Raw genomic sequence first — 24135 nt, 5'->3', positions numbered from 1 at the left:
TCACTCGCGAGAGATTTGACATCCCCAGAGACGGGTCTGGAGCTGACGTGTTGCGCGAGCTCGTCCGCAGCAGCCCGAGAGCGGTGCTGCGGACGGCAATTCCCGCTACTAGTGCGTGATCGACGAGTACGTCAAAACGTCTGCTGGAAGCTCGTGCTTGAGCTTCCAGACGATGCTCATCGGCTTACTGCCCTCGTGCCGGACGTACTCTGCCGGGCCGAGCAGCGTCGAGGCGTGGGCTTTGCCGATGTCGTTGGTCTTGTAGCGGCGGACGAAGAGCAGGACTTGAGTGCCGCGCTCCTTGTGGGTTTGGTAGCGCTTGCCGACCTCTGACGTCGGCGACGTGCTGTTCTGCGAGTCCCAGTGAAAGTGGTGCGGGCCCAACGCGTAGTCGCTGTAGCGAGTTTCAGGCGAGAAGTCCTTCTCCTTCTTCTCCAGGGTCACGAAGAGCGCGTCCGCTTTGAGAGACGCGCACCACCGGGCGCCTTCCTGGAAAGTACTCGGGTAGGGGCCGTCGATGCTGCCGAGGCCCAGAGCGGCGAAGTACTCCTCGCGGCTGTACGCACAGTGAACACTCAGCGTTTCCGGGAGAGTTGGGTCTTGGACCGGCAACGTCTCGGTGTGGTCCAGGTTGTACGCCAGTACCTGCCTGAGCTCGTTCCGGAACTCCCGATGGGGTCCCAGCGTGGCGAGGCCCTCTGCGTAACTTGAAAAACCACCACCATCCGGCCACAGCGAGAAGAAGAGCATCCGCGCGAAAGCCTGGTCGCGGTTGCCCAGGTCGTCGTAGTTGGGCGCGCCGTCCTGGAGCAGCCGGGTGTACGCGTTGACGCGACGCTCGTCGTCGACGTGCAGGAATGTGAACACCCGCTTCAGCAGGGCATCTTCACTCTTTGACCCCGACTTGGGCAGCAAGTCCGCGCGACGGAGCAGTGACGTCCACGAGGAGTCGTTGCTGCGGTACAGCTCCTTAAGCTCTCGACCGCTCACCTTCAGGAAGCCCTTTAGCTGGCGCTCGCCAGCCTCGCGCACCTCCACGGCGAGCTGCTTGACGTTAACGTCGACCTGCGCGCGGATATTGTCGACGACGCGCTCCTTCGACTTTCTGTCGAGGATGATGCGGCAGCCGGCGGGCAGCTTCGGGAAGTCCGCCTTCACATGCGCGAGGAGACGCCTGCCGCCATGCCCGGTGAGGGCCTTGTAGCGCGGCGTGAAGTGGTATTCGCGCCGGTGCTGGCCGATGAAGTCAAGGACGGTCAAAACGGGTTTGGTTGGAGATCGCCGCAGGCCACGGCCGAACTGCTGGAGGAAGATCGTCGGGCTCTGGGTGGGCCGAAGCAGTAGCAAGGTGTCGACGTCGGGGATGTCCAGGCCCTCGTTGAAGAGGTCGACGGAGAAGAGAGCCTGGAGCCTCCCCGCCTTGAACTTCTCCAAGGCGTCCCGCCGTGCCTGCGTTGTGGAAGCGCCGTCGAGAGCCGCGGACTTGATGCCCCTCGCGGTGAAGTACTCGGCCATGTACTGCGCGTGCTGCACATTCACGCAGAAGCCCAGTGCCCGCATCTCCGTGTAGTTGGGAACCTTGTCGACAAGCGAATCGACGATGAGTTGGGCCCGCGAGTCATCCCCCGTGAGCAGTTCTCCGAGCTGTCGCTGGTCGTATCCGCTGCCGCGCTTCCACTCGACCGCGGTCATGTCCGTATCGTCGGCAATGCCGAAGTAGTGGAATGGACTGAGGAGTTCGTATTCCAGCGCCTCCCACAGTCGCATCTCAGCAGCGATGCGTCCGTCGAAGTAGATGTCGTGGACGTGAATCCCGTCGCTGCGCTCGGGAGTGGCCGTAAGACCGAGGAACTCCAGGTTCGGCTCAAAGTGGTCGATGAGTCGCTGGTACGAGTCTGCCGCGCTGTGGTGGAACTCGTCGATGACGATCACGTCGAAGTGATCCGCAGCGTACTTCTCCAGGGTCTGGGCCCCGAATGACTGGATGCTGGCGAAGACGTGGTCGTTGTACTCCGGTTTCTTGCCGCCCACGTACAGCTCGCCGAACTTGGGATCGCGCAGCACCTCGCGGTACTTGAACAGTGCCTGCTCGAGGATCTCTTCGCGGTGAGCGATGAACAGTAGACGAAGGGGCTTCCCTTCCTGCTGCTCACGTAGGCGTTTGTAGTCGAGGGCGGCCATCACGGTCTTGCCTGTGCCGGTCGCCGCGACGAGCAAGTTCCGGTGAAATTCGTGGACTTCACGTTCCACGGTCAGCCGGTCCAGCATGTCCCGCTGGTGCGGATACGGCTCAACTTCCTGGTTCCTGAGGCTGCTTGGGACGGGGCCTCCGCCTGGCTGCTGAGCTCGCCTCGAACGACCCAGAGCATCGTCAAGCCGCTCGCGATCGACGTCGGGGTCGTAGCTCTCGAAGGCAGCGTCTTCCCAGTAGGTGTTGAAGGTGTCGATGAACTTGTTCATCACGGCGGGAGTGGCCACAGAGGAGACCCTGACGTTCCACTCCAGCCCTTCGAGTAGGGCCGCTTGGGAAAGGTTTGAGCTGCCGACGTAAGCGGTGTTGTAGCCACTGTTGCGATGGAACATCCACGCCTTGGCGTGCAGACGCGTCGAATACGTCTCGTAGCTGATCTTGACCTGGGCGCCAAGCTCCCTGACGAAGCGGTCGACTGCGTCCGCTTGCGTGGCTCCGATGTACGTCGTCGTGATGACGCGTATCGGCACCCCCCGATCATGCGCTTCTCTCAGCGTATTGATCAGCACCCGCAGGCCCTGTGACTGGACAAACGCGCAGAGCAGATCGATGCGGTCGGCGGATGCCATCTCGGCTTCCAACTCGGGGCCGAGGCTGGGGTCTTGGCGATCGTTGGTGAGGAGGGCGGCTTCCGACAACGGCGTGCTGGGGCGCGTCTGGTAGCGGCCGGCTTCATCCGCGGGCTCGCTGAGGGCCAAGAGTCGCCGAGGGGCCTGCTGGTCGTCGAAGAGGAGACGTTCTTGAGGCTTCGGAGCTCGATCGGTGAGGTGGTTGAGGATGAGGTTGGCGGCGACCAACTGCTCAACCGACGTCAACCCTTTCAGCGCCTGCTCGACGATGGAGCCCACATGTCGGGCGACGGTGTGCGGGGCTAAGTCGGCACCTATGGGCTCCTCTATGACGTTCCAGCCGTTCTGGCGGAGCTGGTCAAGGCGCTGCCGCAGCTCTTCGGTGACAAGTTGCTCGTAGATGCCGGCGGCGGGCTTCGGGTTGTTCACGTACGGGCCTCTCGGGAGAGCGGTGTGCTTCGCAGGGCCCGGTCTAGCAGCCGCCCCTGACAAGTGGGGGGTAGATCAACGACGTCCTCACGCAAGGGGGCGTAAAGCCTCCACATCACTCGGGTCTGGGCTGAGGTGAGATTGGTTCCGTACGAGCGTGGGCCACGGTATGTGCGTGCGCCTGAAGATGACGTCGCCCTCGTGCAGTTCAGCCCGGACGCAGCGGTGAAGGCGTCGACGAGGGTCCGGCTGGAGTACCGGCACGAGCACCCCGACCGCGGACTAATCGCTGGTCGACGTACGTACACGCCGACACAGTCGCTGGCCCGACGTCAAGCGGACCTCGACCCGGAGGCGAGACGGTCAGGACAGGCGCACGACGAGGTTCGTGCGGCCGTCGGCGGAGCCCGCCGTGGCGACGACCTCCTGCCCGCGAGCCGTAGTGACGACCCGGTACGGCACCGACTTTCCATCGATGGTCGCGGAGCTGACCTTCGCTCCCCTCGGCAGCACATGCCCGACTGACAGCGCGGAGTCCAGGCCGTGCCGGGTGACGGTGGTGCTGAGAGTCTTCCCGGAGCGGGTGGCGCGGACGTCGACCGCTCCCTTCGCCAGACGGATGTTGCTGCCGGCGACACGATCCTGACCCTCCGGCACCTGCGGGATCACCGAGAGCCTGTCCCGTCCCATGTCAGGCGCAACTCCGAGCTGGTGGTGCACCACCGGCCACAGCACGCCGTAGGCGCCCCACGCCTGCAGCGCCATCGAGCGGTCGGTGAGGTGCCGGTCGATGTTCGGGATGAAGTCGGGACTCGGCGCGATCTCCGGCATCGCACCGGGCATCTCCCAGACCGACGGGTCCAGTTGGATCCGTGCGTTAGCCGTTGTGTAACGCTGCTGCTGATCCTTGCCCAGCCGCCCGTAATTGCCTTCGGCGACGGCCATGATCCCTGTGTTGAGCGAGTAGGAGGTCCGCTCGCTCTGCACCGCGGAGACCGCGCTGTCGCACGACGGGCCCTTGTTGCCGCCCTCCGCCGACGTCGGTCCCGTTCCGGTGTGGAACAGCCCGAACTCGCCGGAATAGCAATCCTGTTGGCGTCTGTCCAGTGCGGTTCCGCCGTGCTCGGCCGGCGCCAGAGGCACGGTGGGCTTGCCGGGGCGGACCATCTCCGCGTCCATGGGCGTCACACCGATCCAGTGCCGCTGGAGGATCGGGCTGTTGGACGGGTTCTCCAGCGAGTCGCCGTACTGGTCGGTGTCCCTACCGGCCCACCAGGTCTTGTCGAACTTCTTCTCCAGGTCCTGGGCGCGGCTCGTCGCCCAGGCGGCGGTCTCGGAGTCGTCCTTGCTGCGCGCCATGTCCGCGAGGTCGCGGAAGCCGCGCATCGTGTACACGGCGTTGTCCAGCTTCTCCGGCCCCATGCCCGGCCGTTCGACATTGCCGGTGCCCTCGGGCCATCCGTCCCCGTCGTCGTCGAGCGTGCGATCTATGTACTTCATGTTGCGCACGCTGAAGTCGTACAACTCGTCGCGGAAGCCGTCGTCTCCGGTCCATCTCCACACCAGGGCGACGGCACTCGGGAACTTCGCGGTCTCGTCGGTGTTCCCGGCGTCGTCGTTGGCCCCGTAGTAGACAGAGCCGTCCGGCGTCATCTCATGGATGACCTTTCCGCTGCGGTCGTTGATGACCTCGCTGACGTCCCTCAGAGACGTCAGATGTCCCTTGATGTCGTCGAACTGTCCCATGGCTACGGAGGCGAAGGCCGTGTACTCCCCGTCGGTGCCGAACAGCCAGGGATAGTCCGGCCAGCCCGCACCGAGCCAGCGGGCGGAGGGGAGGGTGCCGCTCGGTTCGGGGTACTGCTTGCCCTCGCGTGTGCTGCGCAGCCGCAAGTCCCGTGCCTCCTGGGCGGAGTCGGCGAGATTCTGCTTCGACCATTCCACGCTGCGTTGCAGGCGCTTGTCGCCGGGAAGGTCGACGGACGTGCGAGCCGATATCGCGCGGCGCTTTTGAATCTTGTTCTTGAGCAGGCCCAGCGGGTCGGCCAGCGCCTTGTCGTACTGGGCGCGCGCTTCGTCCGGGCCCTTGTCCGAGCCGGCGACGGCGAACCAGAGAGTCGTGGGGGCATCGGCGTCGAGCGTGACGCGGTACGTCATCTGCCCGCCCGTCCCCTTGCCGAACGAACTGTCGTCGCACGTGGCCGGCTTGTCGCCTTCGGCCGGGCAGACGGCCGGGTCGCTCTGCGGGCCGCGGAAGTCCGGCCCGAGCTTGTGCGCGTTGGCGGGCGTCTTGGTGCCGACGACGGCCGCGTAGTCGTGCGGCGTGGCGTTGGGGGTCGCGGGTGTTCCGGTCTCACGGAAGCTGAGTGCGTTTCCTTCGAAGCTGCCTGTGTCCGGCAGGTTGAAGTCCGACTGGCTCGGAGTGGTCCAGCCCCAGGGGTAGGCGTTCATGAGTTCCGAGTGGGCGTCGAGGTCGAGCGTCACCTCGGCGTCCTGCTCCGCGGTGAGCGTCAGCCCGACCAGACCGGCGCGCAGGCCGTCCGGTGCGAAGTCGGTACGGCTGGCGTGGACGCCGCCGGTCGGGGCGTAGTCGACCCGGTTGTAGCCCCATCCCGAGGTGAACGTGGTCGCCTTGGCCTGCTTGCCCAGCCACGCGTCGTCCAGACCGAACCACATGCCGTCGAGCAACTTGATCGGCTGGGTCCACATGCCGCCCATCTCGCCGGTGGTGTGCCACCCGGCGGCCGGATAGAGGCCGTCCTCGGTGCCCATCGAGTAGAAGCGGTCCCCGACCGCGAGCGAACGGCGGTCGGGCAGGCGCTTGGTCTCGGAGAGCTCCGACGAGCGCGGCAGCGGGTCCTGTTCTGCGGAACCGGGCTGGGCGACGGCAGCAGGGGCGAGGCCACCCGTGAGGAGAATGCCGGCGGCCGCCATCATGAGTGCGATCCGTGGTCGCATGATCACCGCCAGATTCCGCATCTATCCGCCGGTTCATCCGAAATCATCATGACACAGACGGATTTGAATGTACGTACTAGTGGGCGACGAACAGTCAACTCACACTCAGGCGCGGGCGTCAATCGTGCTGAGCGGACATTCTGTGCCCCGCATCGCCCAGATGACGACCGCGTCCCCGGCTCTCCGACCGTTCACCGCCACACACCCGGTGCCCCTGGAGCGTCCCTCCACCGGCTTCAACCTGGAGCTCCGCTTGCGCACAGATGAAGCGTGACCTGTGACTACAGCTTGATCGTCTGGGAGATATTTGGGAGACGCGGGAGGGAGCCCAGGGTGTTCTCACCCCGTATCGAGACTGCGCCCCGCATGCGAAAGACCCATGTCGGCAACTCGCTGACCTGGGCCTTTGCTGCTATTCGCGCTGGTAGTACGTGTGCCCCTGGCAGGATTCGAACCTGCGACACCCGCTTTAGGAGCTCTCTGCGGCGCTGTTGCTGCCCACCTCAGTCGCGGGTTGCTCCGCATGGCGGTTCCGCCACTGGCCTCGGCAATCTGTCGTTCGTCCGCCGTCGTTGATGTCATCCGTGGATGTCAGCAACCCCGGCGGGACGCGCACAGGGCTCCGGAAGGCGCTTGAGTACCACGAAATCCAGCAGGTCAGGGGCTGGCGACGGCTTACCGTTCTGCGTCGGTCCATGGATGGTCCATGGAGGGGGTGGCGCTAGCCTGTCGGTTCCTGCACCAAGGAGCGGTCCAGACTTGCGGTCACCGTTACTGTGCTGGATTCGTCGCCGCGGATCTGGCTCGCCACCATGAACTTGGGTTGAGCTTGCGAACCTGGCACCAGCAGATGTAACTCTGCTGCCAGTTTTCGATGTCGTGGCCTGGAAGCTGGGCGGCGGAAATAATCTGAAGTTTTTTGTGCGCCTTTCCTGGGTTCACTTACCGGGCGGTCAGTGTCACAACGCTGTTACTCCGAGGGCCTGGCCACGGGGACAGGCAGAGTCTGATCAATGGATGGGAGCGGCAAGCTCATCTCTTGAACGCTGCTGTCCCGTGCAGTACGAATTTTCTTCTCCGCTTCCTTAAGGTACGTGGGGGAGACATCCATGCCCACAAACCGACGTCCGAGCATTCGGGCTGCAACCCCGGAGTTTCCACTGCCTACGAACGGATCCAAGACAAGGTCGCCGGGCTCTGTGGTGAGTGCAATGCAGCGACCGGGAAGCGAAATGGGGAACTGCGCACCATGTCCGCCACCGCTCGATGTCGGCAGAACCCAGACATCGGAGAGCTTGTCAGGCTCATAGCGAACATTCCGGCCACCCAAACTTGGATGCAGTGTCCGATACGCCGCCTTATCAAATTTTGGAGTTCGAGTTGGCGATAGGTGGATAATATATTCCAGGGCTCGGCTAACTCGGGAATTTTGAGGTTCTGGCAGGTTGCTCTGCTTTGCCCATGTGATCACGCTCTTAACCTGATAACCGATTCGACTGGCGCGTTCAGCAATGCGTGAGGGGATCATGCACTGCTCGCCATCTTTGAGATATGAATGTCCTGCGCTGTACCGTCGAGCATCGTGATCCCCCCACTTGCGCGCGTCTTTGCCTTTCATGGCGTGGAGGGCTTCGGCGGCATTTCCGCGAATCTGCGTTCGCGTATTGTAAGAATCCATCAGATTCCACCACACGGAAGCATTCGCAGTAAGAGCCGGCTTCAGTAGCATAAGGATTTCAACAGTGTGCCGAATGAAGCCTTCCGGAGTCTGTTCGTGCCCATAAGCACAAGTTTCTCCATCGGCCCAGCTGATCAGCCTCGAATCCTCATACATTCGCAGTCCCCAGTAAGGAGTCGAGGTGACGACGCATTGGACGCTTGCTTGGCCCAGTTGGCGAACCGAGCTTGTGGCGCTTCCCTCCACAAGCGCGTGAGTCTCGACCATCATCGGCTCTGCCGAGTGATCGTCGTCTGCGAGTTTGCAAAGGTAATCAAGGACGTGCGATCGCTGGACAAAGGTCTCAGCGTAAGAGTCTTGATCAAGGAGTAGGAGGACATCCGCAACCGTGAGGTCACCCCTATGGCCAACCACCTTATGGATGAAGGTGTGGGACATGCCCACGACAGGAGCCACCCACTGGACAGGGAACGCCTCATCGCGATCAAGCCAGGCTTCTCGGCTAAGGGATGCTACTGGCGTCTGCGGTTTGATGTCAGGCAGCTGTACCTGTTGGACCGACATGGGCGCCGTGCTCACTTTCTCTCTCAAGCGGTTAGGCCTACCCTGCCAGGGGCTACTGACAGGCAACCGTACCGGGCGTCAGGTAGGCCCCAGCACAGAACGAGACTGGCCCCTCTTCGGCACGGTCGTTCGTGGCGTCACAGACCGCGTTCCCTCACTGCGAGACCCCGTGCTGCAAGCCGGCAGCCAGGTGCCTCGGCCCTCACCTAGCTACCGCAGCCATCCGCGACTGCCCATTTGGCTCGGGCCCCGGACGCTGGCTGAGGCGTTCCACACCACTACAGACCCCTGCCGTATGATCCTCTTCGGGAGCCGATCCGCGGGACGGCCCGGCTGCGGGGCCTAGGGCTTCGCCTCCGCAGTGTCATCGTCACTGTCGACAGCGGAGGGTACCAGGGCAAGTGCCTCTATGACCCGCGCCAGAATCTTGTCCTCGACTAGCACAGCCCGCCAAAGCCTGGTCCATGTCCGCTGAGTCAACCGGTCCCGGTGAGCGGCCGGGTTGCGGAAGTTTCGGCTGATTTGGCGCAGCGGCTCAACAAGGGCACGCAGGGCCTCCCTGTCGGCTCCGCTGGCATCCAAGTATGCGCGAATCGCCTGGTGCCTCGGCTGAGGTTGTTTGTCCTTCAGGCTCTCTTCGATGAGGGCGATCACCTGGCCGAACGTGGCCCGCGCGCAGGCGTCCTGTAGTTGTGGGCTGTGGGCCGTGGCAGGAGTGATCAGCCCATCATGCAGCGTGCTCTCTAGACTGGCACATATTCCGATCACGGGCCCTGAGTAATCGCTGATCGATGCATTCTCTGCGTCAGAGTCGCCCAGCAAGGAAAACCCGATGTATTCGGCTGTGGCGAGCATCGCCTGAGCTGTTCCGCCAAGAGCTTCCCAGCGCGCGTCTCCCAGTATCACGCGGACACGGTGTCGCGAGTATTTGAGGAGCTGAGCCGATACCGTGGCTGTGAAAGCCTGAAGTTCGGCTTTTTTAGCGCGATAGAAGAGTTCGCCTTCGTCTTCATTTTCCTCGCTGGCGTACCGATCCAAGGGGGGGATGTCGAGAAGGCCGAGGATGGCGGTCGCTAGCGGAGCCAGTGCCCTCTGGCTCTCATCGCGTGAGGCTGGATTGAGCCGAATTGCGTACAGTGCTCCGTTCTTTCCGGAAGTGCTTGACGGGTGGTCAGACTTGCCCTGCTCGTGGACGTAGTAGGTATAGCCACTCAGGTCTTCTGTATCGTTGGTGTGGAACAGGATCGCGCCAAGAGGACTGGTGGACAGGCTGAAGTTGTCGAGATAACCTAGGATTTTGTATAGCTCTTCGGCTGGGGGGGCACCGCGCTGACGAAGCTTTGGGTCGATCACGGCGAGGCGCTCGTATCCTTCTTTTCCTGACCGCACTGTTTTAACCACGATGTCAGGCATGCCACCCAGCGGTGTGCCGTCATCCCGCTGCCAACGTGCCCGACAGTTGGAAGAGACTCGGGGCAGCGATCGCTGGAAGTACAGTTCGAGCGTTCCTGCGTACTGGTTCCAAGTGTATGCGGGACGGTCGTCCCGCCAGCGCGGGTCGAGTTCAGGAACGGCTACCACGAGCTGCCGGGAGATTTCTACGGCGAGCAAGCGCAGGCACCACAATTCGAATAGACGAGTGTCGAACCGATCGCCGTAGAAGTCCCACTCAAGGTCACCGGAGTTGACCACGGGCTCACCGCACAGAATGCGTTCAACCCAGTTGACCAGCTCCGCGTACGGCGCGGCATTGGCAATCTCCCGGCGGCGCAGCCGTCGTTTTACGGAGGTGATCAGCTTTTGTTCGGCCCGCTGGTGGGTTATCCGTTCTGCCGCTGGGACGCACGCTGCCAGCCAAGGCAGCCGCAGTGCACGTACCAACGCCTGTCGCTCCTCCTGATAGCGGCGATACTCAGGGCCGGTTGGGGGGACTCGGGCTGATGCGAGAGCGTTGCGAAGCTCGCGCAATAGCCAATTGCCAGCGTAAGCGGCGAGAACGTTCTCGGGTGTTTGTTCTGTGCGGCGCACCGCTAGCACCGGGAAGGTCGGAGTGTCTGCAACCGCTCCTAGTCGTAGAAAGTAGCGGTTGGTATCGAGTTGTCCTGTCACTTGGCCGGTGCTCTCCTCCGACCGTAGTTCATATCGGAACGTGGCCCGTCCAGCGATGCGGTCGAGAAGAAGCCTCATGCGCCTGGCAGCGGCGAGTGCTACCCGCAGTCGTAGGGCTTCGAGTAGAGTTTTGGTTACCTCGTGCCCGTTATCGGTCTCGCTGTGGTTCGAGCGATTCCGCCGACCGAGCCCCACCTGCGGAGTCAGCGGTTGGCGACCAGTGGCGAAGTACCGGCCGACTACGGAGAGGGCCTCGGCGATCGCGGCCTTCCGCGCAGCTGCGTTTAGACTCCCGCCACGAGCGGCCGTCTCTACAAGGGTTTCCTCACTGGTGTCTCGATTGATCCAGTCGTCTCCTGTGCCAAAATGCTGGGGCGCGTTCACGCGATGTGATGGGGGTCGGCCAGGTGGCGCAAAGCCTGGGACGCGATGGTGAGATTTTCGGCCTGGAACAATGCGGCGAATGTATGCAATTCGTCGCCTAGGTCGGCCATCTGCGGCACGAAGCGGTCAGCCACGGCTTCATCGATTACCGTCATTATGTCGCCAGCTGGGTTACTTGCCCACTGGAGTAGAACTAGCTTCAGCACGTCAACGACCTGTGCTGTGCCTACTGGCCACCCCGGCCCGGAGTCGGGCTGGCGCAGCCCGTCAACTGTGCGCTGCAACTTCTTCAACCCGTCCTCACACTCCAGGGAAGCCTTATTCAGGGAGTCGATGTGCAGAGTCTGGGTATGACCGTAAGTTTCGTGCAACCAGCGATGCGCCGATGCAAGTGCATGGCGTAGTTCAGTCGTGACCGCCAGATCGGCGCTCGCGCGTTCAGTAGGAACACCGACTGTGACGAATTGGAAGCGCCGCGTCAGGCCCTGTGAGATCTGGTTGACGAACGAGGTGTCAAGGTCATTCATCGCGGCAATGATCCGAAAGCGGGCCGGAATCCACAGCTGCCGCCTGGTGGGGTCGGACTCGAACCAAAGGTCAACGGGCGTGGCTCGTAGGTGATTGGCGTCACAGGATGACAGTATGGTGAACAAGGGGCCAATCGCTTTGTCAATGTCGGCACGGTTGAATTCGTCGATAAACAGCCATGTCGCCTGGTACCCGGATAGCGACTCCTCGCCCGCTTCTCCTTCTCCCTGTACGTCCTGCCGAACGGTGTGGGCACAGTGAAGGGCCGCCTGGGTGACCGTGCCATGCGCAGCGGTGAGACCCCCGTCGGCGGATGGACGGAAACCCCCGACGACGTGGTACGGGGACCATTCACTAGTGGCAGTAGTCTGGAACAAAGCCACCTCGAAGGCTTCCGCGAGGAGCCTGGCCAACGTCGTTTTGCCGGTGCCGGGGGGCCCTTGGAGAACGAGATTGCCGACAAGAAGTGCGTTCACGCAGCGACGCACCAGACGCTCGGCATCGGGTAGCACCATGTACACCTGTTCGAGGCTGTCCAAGACCTGACGCGTGAGCGCGTCGACGTTTACGTCGCTCAGAGGGTAGTGGCATACGTCGCGCGTCCATGTGAGCCCTTCGGTTTCCCGCACATCGTCTGCCAGTTGCTGTTCTGTCTCCAGGACCGGCTCAGGCTCCTGGGGCGGCTGCAGCTGGTGGTGTTCCGGCTCGTCAGCGGGACGACTGTGGGATGGCGGGCCGAGCGTGGACTTCTCGATTAGTTCTGGGCTCCACTCGGGGTTGCCGAGGATGGGGCAACCTAGTTCACGATCCGAGGTGATTCGCGCGAACTCGTCGGCGCTCAGGCCGATCTCTTGGCTAGCCGCCTCGTGCAGCTTTGTGCGAGTCGGTTCACCTGCCCAGTCGTCAAGCCTACGAGTGAGGAAGACGGCCAGTGCGTCTCGGCCGGGAAGCTGTGCGTCACCGATCCCCTCTAGCAGGATATCGATGGCATCGTCTCGCAGGCCGTACTTAAAGTGATTCTGGTCAAAGAGGACGGTTTGTGTTCCGCTGCGGGTGCCGGTGTTCCATACAGTGGAACGCCCTGAGTCGTTAATCTTCAGCCAGCGACCCGCTGCGCCGGGTCGTATAAACGGATTGATACGACCGTGCGTCTGATCGTCGGGTAGTAGTACGAATAGATCTTCTACGGCTCGGTTGACTCCGCTGATGGTGTTCGGGTAGCCCGCAGCTTCGACGTAGCACGCAGCTAGGAAGGTAGACATCCAGTTAGAGCGGTGCTTGTTGTCTCCGGCGTGCTCAGCGAGCTGGCGCAACGATTGCTCCAGCGCCGCCTGCGAGCAACGTGGCATCTGTTCCCCCTGTCCCTGGCCGCGATGGTGCGGCGATCGGTCAGTGCGCTGAGTGGCGAAGGGCGCCTACACGGCCGTGGAGCAGCGTGATAGACGCCGCCACAGATTAGCGGGTGGCGACAGTTCCCTTTAGATAGGGTCGACTTGCCCAAGTGAGGTCGGTGGAGCAGCTTTGGGCTGGAGCTGCCTTGGTGCGAGTGGTCATGGCCCCTTACGCTGGCCCGCGGATCGGGCCGGCTTGTGGACCTGCCCGTTAGTGCCCGATGTGGGCCCCTGATCTCGAGGCTCGCGCCGAGGTGGCTGCCTAAAGCCCAAGACCGGGAAGTTAGGGGCCGGTTGGGGCTGTGACCTGCGGTGTAACGGTCAGGGTGATGGTGACGGGTGTCTTGCGGCCGACGCTGCCTGCGGTCTTGTTGTAGGCGTAGGGCGAGAGGGTGCGTTTCACGCAGCGGGGGCTGATGTGGGATCGTCTGCGCCGGTCGGTGAGGTTGCGGGGATGCAGCAGAACGGCCAGAGCCGTGACGGCAGTTCTGCCGGGGGCGGGAGCGTCGGCGGTGATCACGGTGTGGCGTGCGGTGCGCAAAGCGATGGTGAAGGAGAGCCGGTCGGGATCCAGGCCGGCGCCCTGGGCGGTATCTGTGATCGCGGTGCGGGTGACCTGGAAGACGGTCAGCAGAGCGTAGATCTCCTGCTCGACCCCCTCGACGTGGCGGGAGCGCAGGACGCGGTCCGCGCCGCGGAGGGTGACCTTGAGTCCGTAGTAGGCGGTCTCGATCTCCCAGCGCTGGTGGTAGAGCTCGGCGAGCTCGGCCGCGGGATAGCGCACGGGGTCCAGGAGTGTGGTGATCAGCCGCACTGTGCTGCACTGGCGGCGCCCATCAGCGCTGGTGGCGGTGACCTGGTAGCTGATGACGCGCACGGTCATCGACGTCAGGTGCGGCGGTGAGGTCTTGCGCTTGCGGCGCTGCCAGGCGGCCAGGCGGTCGCCGGAGCGGCGGTCGAGGATGTGGGAGATGTGGCTGCCGTCCGGTAGGGAGCGGAGGACGGGCAGGAGCCGTCCGGACTGGACGCGCCAGAGCAGGTCAGCACCGGTGGAGGCGGCTTCGCGGATGGCTTCGTATCCGTCGTATCCGCGGTCGGCCAGCAGCAGTATCCCCGGCCGCAGGACGGGCAGCAGACGGCGGGCCTGGGGCAGTTCCTTCTCGCGCATGGGCCCGAAGGCGGCTGCGATCAACGCTCTGGTGCCGCACTCGACCAGGGTGGTCAGCCGCACCTGCGGATACCCGGCGGGGCGGCTGCTGCCGCGTGCGTGCCGGCCGAAGTGCTCCACATTCGCTGCAGTGTCGGCCGCTTCCACACTCGTGCCGTCCTAGGCCACCACCCGCAGCCCACGCCAGAACACCCCGGCGTCGAATCACGGGCCCACCGGACCTCGCAGCCGCTCGAAGAGCAACGCCAAAGGGGCAACTCCCAGCCGGCGCCGGGCCTGACGCAGTGCTGATGCCGAGGGATCAGGCGCCCACCGGCCGGGCAGTCCGGCCGTCAACGCCGCCCACACACTGCGATAGCCGCAGTCGCCGAAGAGCGTCAGGGCCAGCACGAAGTAGACCACCACCCGCGCCGGCAGAAGCCGCACCCGCCTCTCCACCCGGCCCGTCGCGGCCAGCACCTCATCGACCAGGCCGGGCGGCACCCACCGGGTCAACACCCCTAACTGACCCGGCAACCACACCCCACAACCACCCCGCACCCGCGGAGCGGTGGCACACTGAACAGACAACGGAGCCCCCTTGGACTGCGACTTCGACACTCACAGTCCGGCAGGGGCTCCGTTCCTACGTCAAACGCTCCCACCAGGCCCTTGACACCCCACGCCACCCGCTAACTTCCCGGTCTTGGCCTAAAGCCGCGGAGCCGACCGCCCCAGCCACGACGTGTTCTGACCCCATGTACGGCGTGCGCTGCCACCCGGAGGAGCGGAGCGACGACGGGTGCTTGACTTCGACGTGGACCAGATCCCCCAACCCGTGCCGGGCCAGGACCCGGTGGACGGTAGAGGGCGGCATTTCCAGGATCGGTCCGATCCGTGCCCCAGCAGTAGCTAGTCAGGGCTCGTCTTCGAGTTGGATGTTCCCGAAGTCCTGGCGAGGCGGGACCCGCCTCCCATACTCTTACACTCCGTGCAATTCTTCGTGAATACCTCTCTATAAGGAGGATTGGTGAGCAAGCTGCCTTTTACGTACGAAGAATTCAGTGAATGGTTTGATGACTATTCCAAGAAATACCTTGAGCCAGCGAAAGAGTCCGCATCGCGCGCCTTGAGAGAGTACTTGGACGCGGAGCTTCCAGAAATTGAGCGAGTGCGAGTAAAGGTGTCCCCTGGGCGCGTCAAAGGGAAAGAGAGGACTTGGAAAAAACTGGAGCTAAATAAGTACAGGGACAGAGTTAAATCCCTTCAGCAGATCCCCCAAGTAATTGATGACTTGGTTGGGTTAAGGGTTACCTGCAACAATAAATCTGATGTTCAGCGAGTGATGGATCTCGTAAGGACGCTAAGGGTTTTTCAAGTTGGTCAGGAGCCTGTACTGGAGCAACAGGAAGGTTCTTTTCGGGATTATCTCGACCAGCCAAAACCGAGCGGCTACCGTGCGATTCATATCAATCTGTGCACCTCGGTGTCCACCGGATTGAAGCGGAGGGTCGTCACGTGTGAACTGCAGATTCGAACTCTCCTGCAGGATGGTTGGGGTGAATTGACACATGAGGATACTTATAAGCCCGGGAGCACCCCTCCTGTGCTCGTTGAAACACTGAGTCGTCGGATGGCCGACTTGCTGGCTGCCGTGGATGATATTGCGCAGGACCTGAGGCAGGAGCTAGACCGCCTGTCTACGAAAGACATTGAAGTTTCTCCGGAAGGTGAGCCCGTACCAGCTTCGGCGGGTGGGGGCTCAGGTGAGGTCGCATTTCAGCCTGCAATCCGTGACGCTGCATCGGAATACTTGCGTAATCGAGTGGCTCAGCTGCAAAGGCCGATGGACCTGGCAAGCCTGGCTTGGGAATTAAGCAGGAAGTTTGGCCAAGAAGTGAGTCAGGGATGGTTCGGCCTTGGGAACTTTAAGAGCTTCCTCAGGGAGTCAATTCCAAACATCAGGATGACTGATGAGCCGCCCTCATACGTTCTACCTGGTGGATATCAGGGTGCTGCAGCCACTAAAGCTTCACCACCCCCCGGGATTCCTGCGGCCGCAATGGCTCTCAGGGACATTGATCGGTCCTTCCCGCTACTTGATTCGGCGCGCCTTAACGCCGCCTATAGGCAGCTCGCAGAGGCATCGGAAAGTGTCAACTGGGCTGATGAAACAACCAATGACATTGGACGTCTCAACGAGATGACGCGTAGGGCTCGGGAATTGAACTCGGAAGACCTGGCAATTTCGCGAACGCATCTTGATTATATCGCGAAGTCGCTTCTGTTTTCCGGTAACCTGGGGCGCCCGCTTACGACGGATGAGATCAAGTCTATTTACTCGACGTGGACGGTTAAGAGGCTGCGCAGTGTCACGAGTCCGAGTAATCGGCAGGTCGCTGCGATTAGGAAATGGCTATCCTAGTCTCTAGGTCACCACCAGAAAGGGGCTGGAGCTGTATTGGTGCGAGTGATCACGGCACCGCAAGCTTCCGGAGCGCGGGGCAGTCCCTGGACCTGCCCTCCCAAAGCGCGACGTTGGGGCAATGATCTCCAAGGCACACGTCAGCGTGAGTGTGGTTGTGGCCTGGTGGATGCTGCGGGATGGAGTAGGGAATGTCTTGTCGCGCTGAGGTGCTTCTTTCGGGCTGCTCCCTCACGGGCTCGCAGGCCAAAGGGCCGTCTTCACCACCAGGAACGGGCGACCGGTCGAGCCGCGGAACGTCTACAGGTCCTTCACCCGGGTCGCCAAGGATGCGGGCCTTCGCGTCGTCCGGCTGCATGACGCTCGGCATGGGTGCGCGACGCTGCTCGTCGCTGCCGGCGTCGCTCCTCGCGTGGTGATGGAGATCCTTGGGCACTCCCAGATCAGCATCACGATGGACGTCTACACGCACGTCGTGCAGGACACCCAGCGCGAGGCGATCAGTCACATGGACCGGCTGCTGAAGCGGCGTCCAGGGTCGTGACCGACCCCTACGGTTGATGTCGGATTTGGATGTCAAAGACCCCGGACCTTGATCGGTCCGGGGTCTTTTCGCTGGTGCCCCCGGCAGGATTCGAACCTGCGACACCCGCTTTAGGAGAGCGGTGCTCTATCCCCTGAGCTACGGAGGCGGGGCTTGGTGGGCCTCGGTGAGGGTCCACCTGTGTGCCAGGGTCGCCCAGGCTGGGCGGCCCTGGACAGGTTAGCTGATGGGTCGGCGTGATGATGCACGCGATGACGCTCCGGGGGGGCGGCGGTCTGCACCCGGGGCTGGGTCGGCCTCGCGGACCTCGCCGTAGGCATCCGTAGGCATGGAACCGTCGGCGACTTCCGGCCCGGTAGGGCGCCGCCCCCGGCCATCCCCGCCCCCCAAGTCCGCCCCTCTCCCTCAGGCTTCGATGCGCCGGGCCTCGGCGTGCGTGGCCTCCTCGCCCGCCGTGACCCCGTGGAGGATCTGGGCGAGGATCTCGGTGCCTCGGACCGTGCGGGGGCCTGGGCGGTTGAAGAACGAAGGGCCGTCCACGACCCAGACCTGGCCCGCCGCGACCGCGGGCAGCTCCGCCCAGCCGGGGAGGCGCGTCAGCAACTCCCGTTCCTTCTCGGTGCGTTCAGGTGCCAGCCCGCAAGGCATGAGCAGCACGACGTCCGGGCGCGCCGACCGTACGGTCTCCCAGTCGACCGGTTCGGTGTGCTCCCCGGATTCCGCGAGCAGGGCCTCGCCGCCCGCGATCCGGATCTGTTCCGGGACCCAGTGGCCGGCGGGCCACAGAGGGTCCAGCCATTCGATCGCGGCCACCCGCGGGCGGGGCAGGCCCGAGACGGACTTGCGGACGCGCTCCAGCCGTTCCCGGAGTTCCGCTTTCCGGCGTGATCCCTCCAGCGGCACACCCAGCTCTCCGCCCACCCGCTCCACGCAGTCGAGTACGTCCGACAGCGTGCGCGGTTCCAGGCTGAGCACGGTCGGGCCGCTCTCCAGAGAGCGGACGGCGCCCGCGACCGTGCTGTAGGAGACGGCGCACACCTCGCACAACTCCTGCGTCAGCACGACGTCCGGCGCCAGTTCGGCCAGCTTCGCCGTATCGAGGTCGTAGAGGGAGGATCCGCCGTGTTCGGCGCCGCCGACCGCCTCGGAGATCTCCCTGCTGCCCATCCGGTCGGCATCGAAGCCCGCAGAGGTGACGACGGGGACGTCCCGCACGGCGTCCGGAGGCCAGTCGCATTCGTGCGTACGGCCCACCAGAGCCTGGGCCAGGCCGAGTTCGGCCACGATGTCTGTTGCGGCGGGGAGCAGCGAGACGATGCGCATCCCGGAACCGTACTGCCCTCCGCGGCGGATCTCCTGGCGGGTTCCGGTTACGTCTTCGTCCAGGTGAAGGCGGTGTTATGCACTGGGCGGAGAGGTTGTGCAGACGGCCGGCGGCGACGCTAGAGCCGCCGGCCGTGGAGGCTGAGGCCGCCGTCCGAGATCTCGAGGGGGTCTCCTGTGTGCACCGCGGCCAGGGCCGGGTGATCACGCACCAGGACGGGCAGCGGCCGCTCGTACAACTCCTCGACCACGAGCGACGCGGCGGTGACCCCGGCGTCGGGGTGGGCGAGGACGACCGCGACCGGCCCGACTCCCGCCCGGACCGCCTCCGCCAGAACGCTGGGGCTGGAGGTGGAGCCGCGGAGCGCGGCCGTGACGAGCACCGTGCCGGCGACGGACCGGCCGTGCTGCGGATGGTGCACGTCGACGATGCGGCCCGTCCCGGGGTCCAGGCCGCCCCAGAAACTGAGGGGTTCGTCCAGCACGAGCGCCGGGCCCCGCACGCTCCGGCTTTCAGGCATCGGCCCACAGCTCTCAGGCGTCGGCCCACAACTCTCAGGCATCGGCCCACAGCCTCTCGTCACGCCGGACGCGTCCGGCCACCGCCGATTCGACGCATTCGCGCATGCTGCCGAACGCGACGGTGATGCCCAGGTTTCCGGGGCCGTAGTACGCCCACTTCGCAGACGAGGTCATGACCGACCCCGTGTCCGCGGAGAGGACGCCGGGAAAGTACGTGCAGGTGTCCTCGACGATCCGGATGCCGGGCCGGTCGAGCGCCGACAGCAGCCCCGTCTCCCGCAGTTGCCCGTGGACGTGGCGGCTGGTCGAGAGGTAGAGCGGCACTTCGGGAGCGCGCCCGTCCAGGAGAGCGATGATCGAGGTGAACTCCGCGAGGGAGAGATGCGGGGTGCCCAGGCACACGGCACCGGGGCGGTCCGGCGTGCTTCCGGAGGTCAGCGAGTCGCGCCCCGCGCGGATGCGTACCGGACCGATCGTGACCGTGCCCTCGGGCTCCGCCCCCTGGAACGCCGCCTCCATGGAAGGGGCTTCGGGCGTGACACCCACGACGTGGAAGAGGCCGACGCCGCCCGAAGCGGAGGCCGCCGCCCCGAGCGCCTTGAGCCGGTCCTCGGTGACCGCGGCCGGATCGAGACCCGCCACGACGGGCACCGCGTTGCCGCACTCCTGGCCGATCACGTGGCCGAGCACGGCGTAGAAGACGTCCTCGTCGAGCAGGCGCCTGCCGATCTCCGCGTCCACGCGGACGAGGACCTGGCCGCGCCGGTTCTCCGGGCAGTGGAGGCCGGTGTACGGGACGCGTCCGGTCAGCGCCGCCGCCACGTCCAGGAAGTCGCCGTAGCGGTTGGTGCGCGCGCCGAGTACGGAGTTGGCGAAGGCGACGGCGTTCGACTCGCCCCAGGCGACCTGCTCTGCGAAGGCGGGCCGGTGACCCGCCTGATAGGGAGTGCACGTCCAGGTGGGACGTGCGCCCATCTTCCGGTAGAGGCCCATGAGTTCGCGCGCTTCGGACGCCGAGGGGCCCGAGTGGTCCCGTGCCGGGCTGTGCACGAGGTCGACCGCGCCGGTGTTCAAGGTGGTCGGAATGCGCACCTCGGCACCCAGGGAGACCAGACGGCGGGCGTAGTCCACGCCGACGGTGCCGGTGTAGAAGCAGCCGACGAGGTGCGCGGACGCCACGCTGATCAGCCGCGGCGCCGCCGTCGCCTCGGCCGCGCCGATCAGCAGCCGCATCGCGAACCGCGCGGCCTGGCCGCTCGTCCCGTCGAGCATCGCGCGGTCGTGCGCCGAGAGTTCGAGTCGCATCGGGCCTCCTACCGCGTACGGGGCTCCGGCCGCCGGTGAACCGGAGACCCGGGGCTCATTCCGGCTCGTCCTCGCCGCTGCCGCGTGCCGCGTGGTGCAGCTCGACGCAGCATTTCAGAGAGCCTGACCGAGCAGGCGGCCGAGGCGACGCCCGCCCGCACTCACTCGTGCGGGATCACCGCCACCGGCCGGGGCGAGTGGTGGAGCAGGGCGTGGGCGACCGGGCCGATGCGGGTGGGGAACGGGTGGCCGCGGGTGCGGCGGCCCACCGTCAACAGGGCGGCGTCGGTGCTGACTTGGAGGAGGTACGGGGCAGCGGCCCCGCCCTCGGCGCGGATCTCGGTGTCCACCTCGGGGAAGCGCTCCCGCCACGGTTCCAGCAGCCGCGCGAGCGACTGCTTCGCGCGGAGCTCCGCCTGCACGGTCGCGCGGGGCTCGGGGAGCGCCGAGGGACAGGAGTAGAGGGAGTGAGGGCTCCAGGCGTGGGCCACCCGGAGGTTCCTGCCGTGAGCGGACGCCGTACGGAACGCGAAGTCGAGCACCTCGTCGGAACCGCGACTCAGGTCGACCCCGGCGACGACCGGCCCCGTCTCGGCGGCGGCGCCCGCCGGCATCCGCCCTCGTACGGCGACCACGGGCAGCCGCGCGTGGGCGATCACCGACAGCCCCACCGAGCCCAGAACGAAGCCTTCGGCCCTGCCCAGCCCGCATGAGCCGAGCACCAGTAGACCGGCCTCTTCGGCGACGGTGAGCAGCGCCTTCGCCGGTGCCTCGCACACGGCGTCCTCGGTGACGTCCAGGGACGGGTAGAGGCGGGCGGCCAGCCGGTGAGCCGCGTGCAGTTGATCGTGCGACCACGTGTTCCGGTCGCCGGAGCGCGCCGGTTCCTGCGCGCACACGATCCACAACGGCACATCGCGCGCGACGGCCTCCGCTCCGGCCCACTCCACCGCGGCCAGACTCTCCGCGGAACCGTCCGCTCCGACGGCGACCGGCCGCCCCGCCCCATGACGCCCCTCGTCACGGCGCCGGTCGGCGGGCGGCCGGTCGGCCCGTCGGCTCATGGTTCACCCCTCACCTCTCCCATTTCCATGCCATACCGGTGTCACAGCGTCCGCGTCACCAGGTCACGTCGGGCCAGCCGAAGTCGGCACGCGCCTTGGCCGGCAGCGGCCCGGCCCCCACGCCTTGCAGGTCGCGGTCGGCGGCCCGCATCATCTGGCGGCCCAGTTCGGCCATGGCGCGGCTGGCGGCGAGTTCGTCGCCGATCTCCGGGATGTCGACGTCCTCCGGGTTGCAGCGGGCGACCCCTCTGCCGGAGAGCGTCGTATCGCCGGTGTCGAGCACGGCTCGCGCGGTCGTGGTGCCTTCGTCCTCGTACAGGAAGATCCGTACGTTCCATTCGCGTGTGTTCATCGTGCCGACCTCCTCGGTGTCGGCCCGCGGGCGGGGCTCAGACCCGCTCCGGGGCGAGGATTTCCCTTTCGATGCGGCGCCGGACCTGGGCGGTCAGCGCCTTGGACTCGTCGGAGAAGACGGGGCGCGGCGGCAGCGGCCCCGTGATCCGCCGTGCCTCCGGCGGCAGTTGGGCGACGTCGGCGGCGAAGCGCTGCTGCGCCTCCCGCAGCGGCGGCGCCTCGCTGACGCGCCGTCCGCCGCGCATCACGGGACGCATCAGGGGCCGTACGTCGGCCGGGGGCTGCTCGTGCCGGAGCGCGATCACGTCCTGGCAGGCGTGGCCGCGGAAGATCTGCTTCGCATCGGGCGCGGTGTTCTTCCTCGACGAGAGCTTCATGACGGGGCGTCCGTCGTACGCCACGAGCTTGTAGGCGGAGTCCAGATACGGCGCGTCCGCGGCGACGCCGACCCGCGTGCCCACTGCGTAGACGTCGATCGGTGCGCCTTCCTGCACGAGCCGGTCCACGGCGTACTCGTCGAGCCCGCCGCTCGCCACGATCAGCACGCCTGTCAGCCCGGCCTCGTCCAGGATGCGCCGTGCCCGCACCGCCTGGTCGCCGAGGTCGCCGCTGTCCAGCCGGATCGCCGAACCGGCGCTCGCGCCGAGGGACTTGAACACCCGTGCCGCGGTGCGCACGCCCGTGTCCGTGTCGTAGGTGTCGACGAGAAGGGTCACGGGGCGGTCCGGGTGGGCGCGCGTGAAGGCGCGGAAGGCGTCCTCCTCCGAGCGGAACGCCTCCACGTACGAGTGCGCCATCGTGCCGATCGCGGTCAGCCCGAGAGAGGCCGCCGCGTCCACGTTGCTGGTGCCGGCGAAGCCGACGAGGGCGCCGAGGCGTGCCGCCTCGTAGGCCGCTTCGAGACCGTGCGTCCTGCGCATCGAGAAGTCCATGACGGGACGGCCTCCCGCGGCGAGCACGCACCTCGCCGCCTTCGAGGCGACCGCCGTCTGGTGGCTGAGCAGGTTGACCAGGTACGTCTCGACGAGCTGGGCCACGGGCAGCGGCGCCGTGACCTCCAGCAGGGGTTCGTTCGCGAAGACGAGGGTGCCTTCGGGGACGGCGCGCACATCGCCCTTGAAGGTCATGCCGAGCAGCGGCACCAGTTCGCGGGTGGGGCGGCCGAGCGCCGTGCCGAAGGAGTCCAGGTCGCCGGGGCCGATGCGGAAGCCGGAGAGGTAGTCGAGGGCCGGTTCGAGCCCGGCGGCCACCAGGAAGCCGCGTTCGGGCGGGAGGTCGCGCACGAAGAGGCTGAAGGTCGCGGGTTCCGTCATCCCTTCGCGTACGTAGGACATGGCCATCGTCAGCTCGTACAGGTCCGTCTTCTTCGCCTCGGACATCTGCGAGCACCTCCTGGAGGCGGGCCGTGCGGCGGGGCTGCCGCCGCGCGGCCCCGTGTCAGTCGTGCGGCACGATCGCGACCGGTGTATGTGCGTGGTGCATGACGGCGTGGGCGACGGTGCCCACGTGCGTGCCCAGCCGCGAGCGCCGGTTGCGGCGGCCGACGATCAGCAGCGACGCCTGCGCCGCCGCCTCCACCAGCAGCCGTGAGGGCTGCCCGATGACGGCGTCGGCCTGCACCTTCACGCCGGGCTGTTCGTCCTGCCGGGGGCGGAGCGCTGCGGCGAGCGCCTGGTTCTGGGCGGCGAGCAGCTCGTTGGTCATCGCGGGCGGTACGGGCAGCGGCCGCATACCGTACGTCGGGGGGAGGTCCCAGGCGTGCAGGACGCGCAGCTGCGCCGCGTGGCGCGCGGCGGTGTCGAAGGCGAAGGCGATGAGCTCGTCGCAGGGGCGGCCCAGGTCGAGGCCGAGCACGACGTCGCCGCCGGGCGTCTCGGACTCCGGGTAGGGGCCGGACCCGGCGCCGGAAGGGGAGCCGGACACGGATTCGGACAGGGCCCGGCCTTGCAGATGGCCGACGCTCTCGCCCTTCGCCTCGGGCCTGGCGCGTACGAGGACCACCGGGCACGCGGTGTGCGCGACGGTGGGCAGCGCGGTCGAGCCGACGATGAAGCCGAGCACGGTGCCGAGGCCGCGTGAGCCGAGCACGAGCAGATCGGTCTCGGCGGAGGCGTCCGCGAGCACATGGGCGGGGCGGCCGGCGACCATGTCGACGTTGACGGCCAGGTCGGGCATGTTGCGGTTGAGATCGTCGAGGGCCTCGTTCGTGATCGTCTGTGCCCATTCACGTTCGACCTCGTCGTCGGCGATGGGCGAGTACGGGTAGGCCCCGGTCTCCCGGACCTGGATGATCTCCAGCGTGACGCCTCGCAGCAGGGCCTCGCGCGCCGCCCAGTCGACGGCGGCCAGGCTCTCGCGCGTACCGTCCAGACCCACGGTGACGGACTGGAACATGAGTCTCCCTCCTGCGGCCCGGGGCCCACTCCCCGGACCGAGGCCCGCATCACGCATCTCTCAGTTGAAGAGTCCTGCGCCGCCGCGGCACAGCCGAGGGGTCGGGCGGCCCGAGGAGGGGGCCGAAGGTCCCGGCGGAAGGTGCTCGCGGACGCGTGCGCTCGCCCGGACCGGGCCGCTCGGACGCGCTCCCTGG

15 protein-coding genes, 1 tRNA gene and 1 pseudogene are annotated in these 24135 nt (G+C 65.7%); 2 read left to right on the top strand and 15 right to left on the bottom strand.

The features are described from left to right. Positions 1-108: 108 nt before the first annotated feature. From QQM67_RS17090 to QQM67_RS17060, 7 genes are all read right to left on the bottom strand, one after another. Positions 109-3249 (bottom strand): DUF3427 domain-containing protein, encoded by a 3141-nt coding sequence (locus tag QQM67_RS17090; RefSeq protein ID WP_314174748.1) that lies wholly within the window; start codon positions 3247-3249, stop codon positions 109-111. 363 nt (positions 3250-3612) lie between these two features. Continuing rightward, positions 3613-6186, bottom strand: coding sequence for a glucosidase family protein (locus QQM67_RS17085; RefSeq protein ID WP_314174747.1), 2574 nt, complete (start codon positions 6184-6186; stop codon positions 3613-3615). A gap of 991 nt (positions 6187-7177) precedes the next feature. Then, complete coding sequence (locus QQM67_RS17080; protein ID WP_314174746.1) at positions 7178-8323, bottom strand: DNA-methyltransferase; 1146 nt, start codon at positions 8321-8323, stop codon at positions 7178-7180. Between the two features lie 468 nt (positions 8324-8791). Beyond that, positions 8792-10558, bottom strand: a complete 1767-nt coding sequence (locus tag QQM67_RS17075) for a hypothetical protein (protein WP_314174745.1) — start codon at positions 10556-10558, stop codon at positions 8792-8794. A 380-nt stretch (positions 10559-10938) separates the two neighbouring features. Continuing rightward, a complete protein-coding gene (locus QQM67_RS17070) occupies positions 10939-12819 on the bottom strand; it encodes an AAA family ATPase (protein WP_314174744.1) in 1881 nt (626 codons plus the stop codon). A 325-nt stretch (positions 12820-13144) separates the two neighbouring features. Next, a complete protein-coding gene (locus QQM67_RS17065; RefSeq protein ID WP_314174743.1) occupies positions 13145-14176 on the bottom strand; it encodes an IS4 family transposase in 1032 nt (343 codons plus the stop codon). A 57-nt stretch (positions 14177-14233) separates the two neighbouring features. Beyond that, complete coding sequence (locus QQM67_RS17060) at positions 14234-14527, bottom strand: transposase domain-containing protein (RefSeq protein ID WP_314174742.1); 294 nt, start codon at positions 14525-14527, stop codon at positions 14234-14236. Between the two features lie 511 nt (positions 14528-15038). On the opposite strand from QQM67_RS17060, the gene QQM67_RS17055 reads away from it, so the two are divergent. Continuing rightward, positions 15039-16433 (top strand): GTP pyrophosphokinase, encoded by a 1395-nt coding sequence (locus QQM67_RS17055; protein WP_314174741.1) that lies wholly within the window; start codon positions 15039-15041, stop codon positions 16431-16433. A gap of 256 nt (positions 16434-16689) precedes the next feature. After that, a pseudogene (locus tag QQM67_RS17050) lies at positions 16690-16977 on the top strand (tyrosine-type recombinase/integrase); the annotation flags it as partial. 72 nt (positions 16978-17049) lie between these two features. On the opposite strand, the gene QQM67_RS17045 reads toward QQM67_RS17050, so the two are convergent. The 8 genes from QQM67_RS17045 to QQM67_RS17010 form a co-directional block, all read right to left on the bottom strand. Continuing rightward, positions 17050-17125: transfer RNA gene (locus QQM67_RS17045), tRNA-Arg, on the bottom strand. Positions 17126-17382: 257 nt separating this feature from the next. Then, complete coding sequence (locus QQM67_RS17040; protein ID WP_314174740.1) at positions 17383-18300, bottom strand: cobalamin-binding protein; 918 nt, start codon at positions 18298-18300, stop codon at positions 17383-17385. A 119-nt stretch (positions 18301-18419) separates the two neighbouring features. Beyond that, positions 18420-18821, bottom strand: coding sequence for an aconitase X swivel domain-containing protein (locus tag QQM67_RS17035; RefSeq protein ID WP_314174739.1), 402 nt, complete (start codon positions 18819-18821; stop codon positions 18420-18422). 34 nt (positions 18822-18855) lie between these two features. Then, positions 18856-20127 (bottom strand): aconitase X catalytic domain-containing protein, encoded by a 1272-nt coding sequence (locus QQM67_RS17030; protein WP_314174738.1) that lies wholly within the window; start codon positions 20125-20127, stop codon positions 18856-18858. A 161-nt stretch (positions 20128-20288) separates the two neighbouring features. Then, positions 20289-21191, bottom strand: coding sequence for a universal stress protein (locus QQM67_RS17025; RefSeq protein WP_314174737.1), 903 nt, complete (start codon positions 21189-21191; stop codon positions 20289-20291). A 55-nt stretch (positions 21192-21246) separates the two neighbouring features. Continuing rightward, positions 21247-21543, bottom strand: a complete 297-nt coding sequence (locus QQM67_RS17020) for a DUF1876 domain-containing protein (protein ID WP_314174736.1) — start codon at positions 21541-21543, stop codon at positions 21247-21249. Between the two features lie 37 nt (positions 21544-21580). Next, on the bottom strand, positions 21581-22924 hold the full coding sequence (locus QQM67_RS17015) for a nicotinate phosphoribosyltransferase (RefSeq protein WP_314174735.1): 1344 nt from the start codon (positions 22922-22924) through the stop codon (positions 21581-21583). A 58-nt stretch (positions 22925-22982) separates the two neighbouring features. Continuing rightward, positions 22983-23939 (bottom strand): universal stress protein, encoded by a 957-nt coding sequence (locus tag QQM67_RS17010; RefSeq protein WP_314174734.1) that lies wholly within the window; start codon positions 23937-23939, stop codon positions 22983-22985. Positions 23940-24135 lie beyond the last annotated feature (196 nt).

It is taken from the genome of Streptomyces winkii (assembly GCF_032248595.1).
In the GTDB taxonomy this organism is placed as follows: Bacteria; Actinomycetota; Actinomycetes; order Streptomycetales; family Streptomycetaceae; genus Streptomyces; species Streptomyces winkii.
This window is presented reverse-complemented; position numbering and strand designations above follow the sequence as displayed.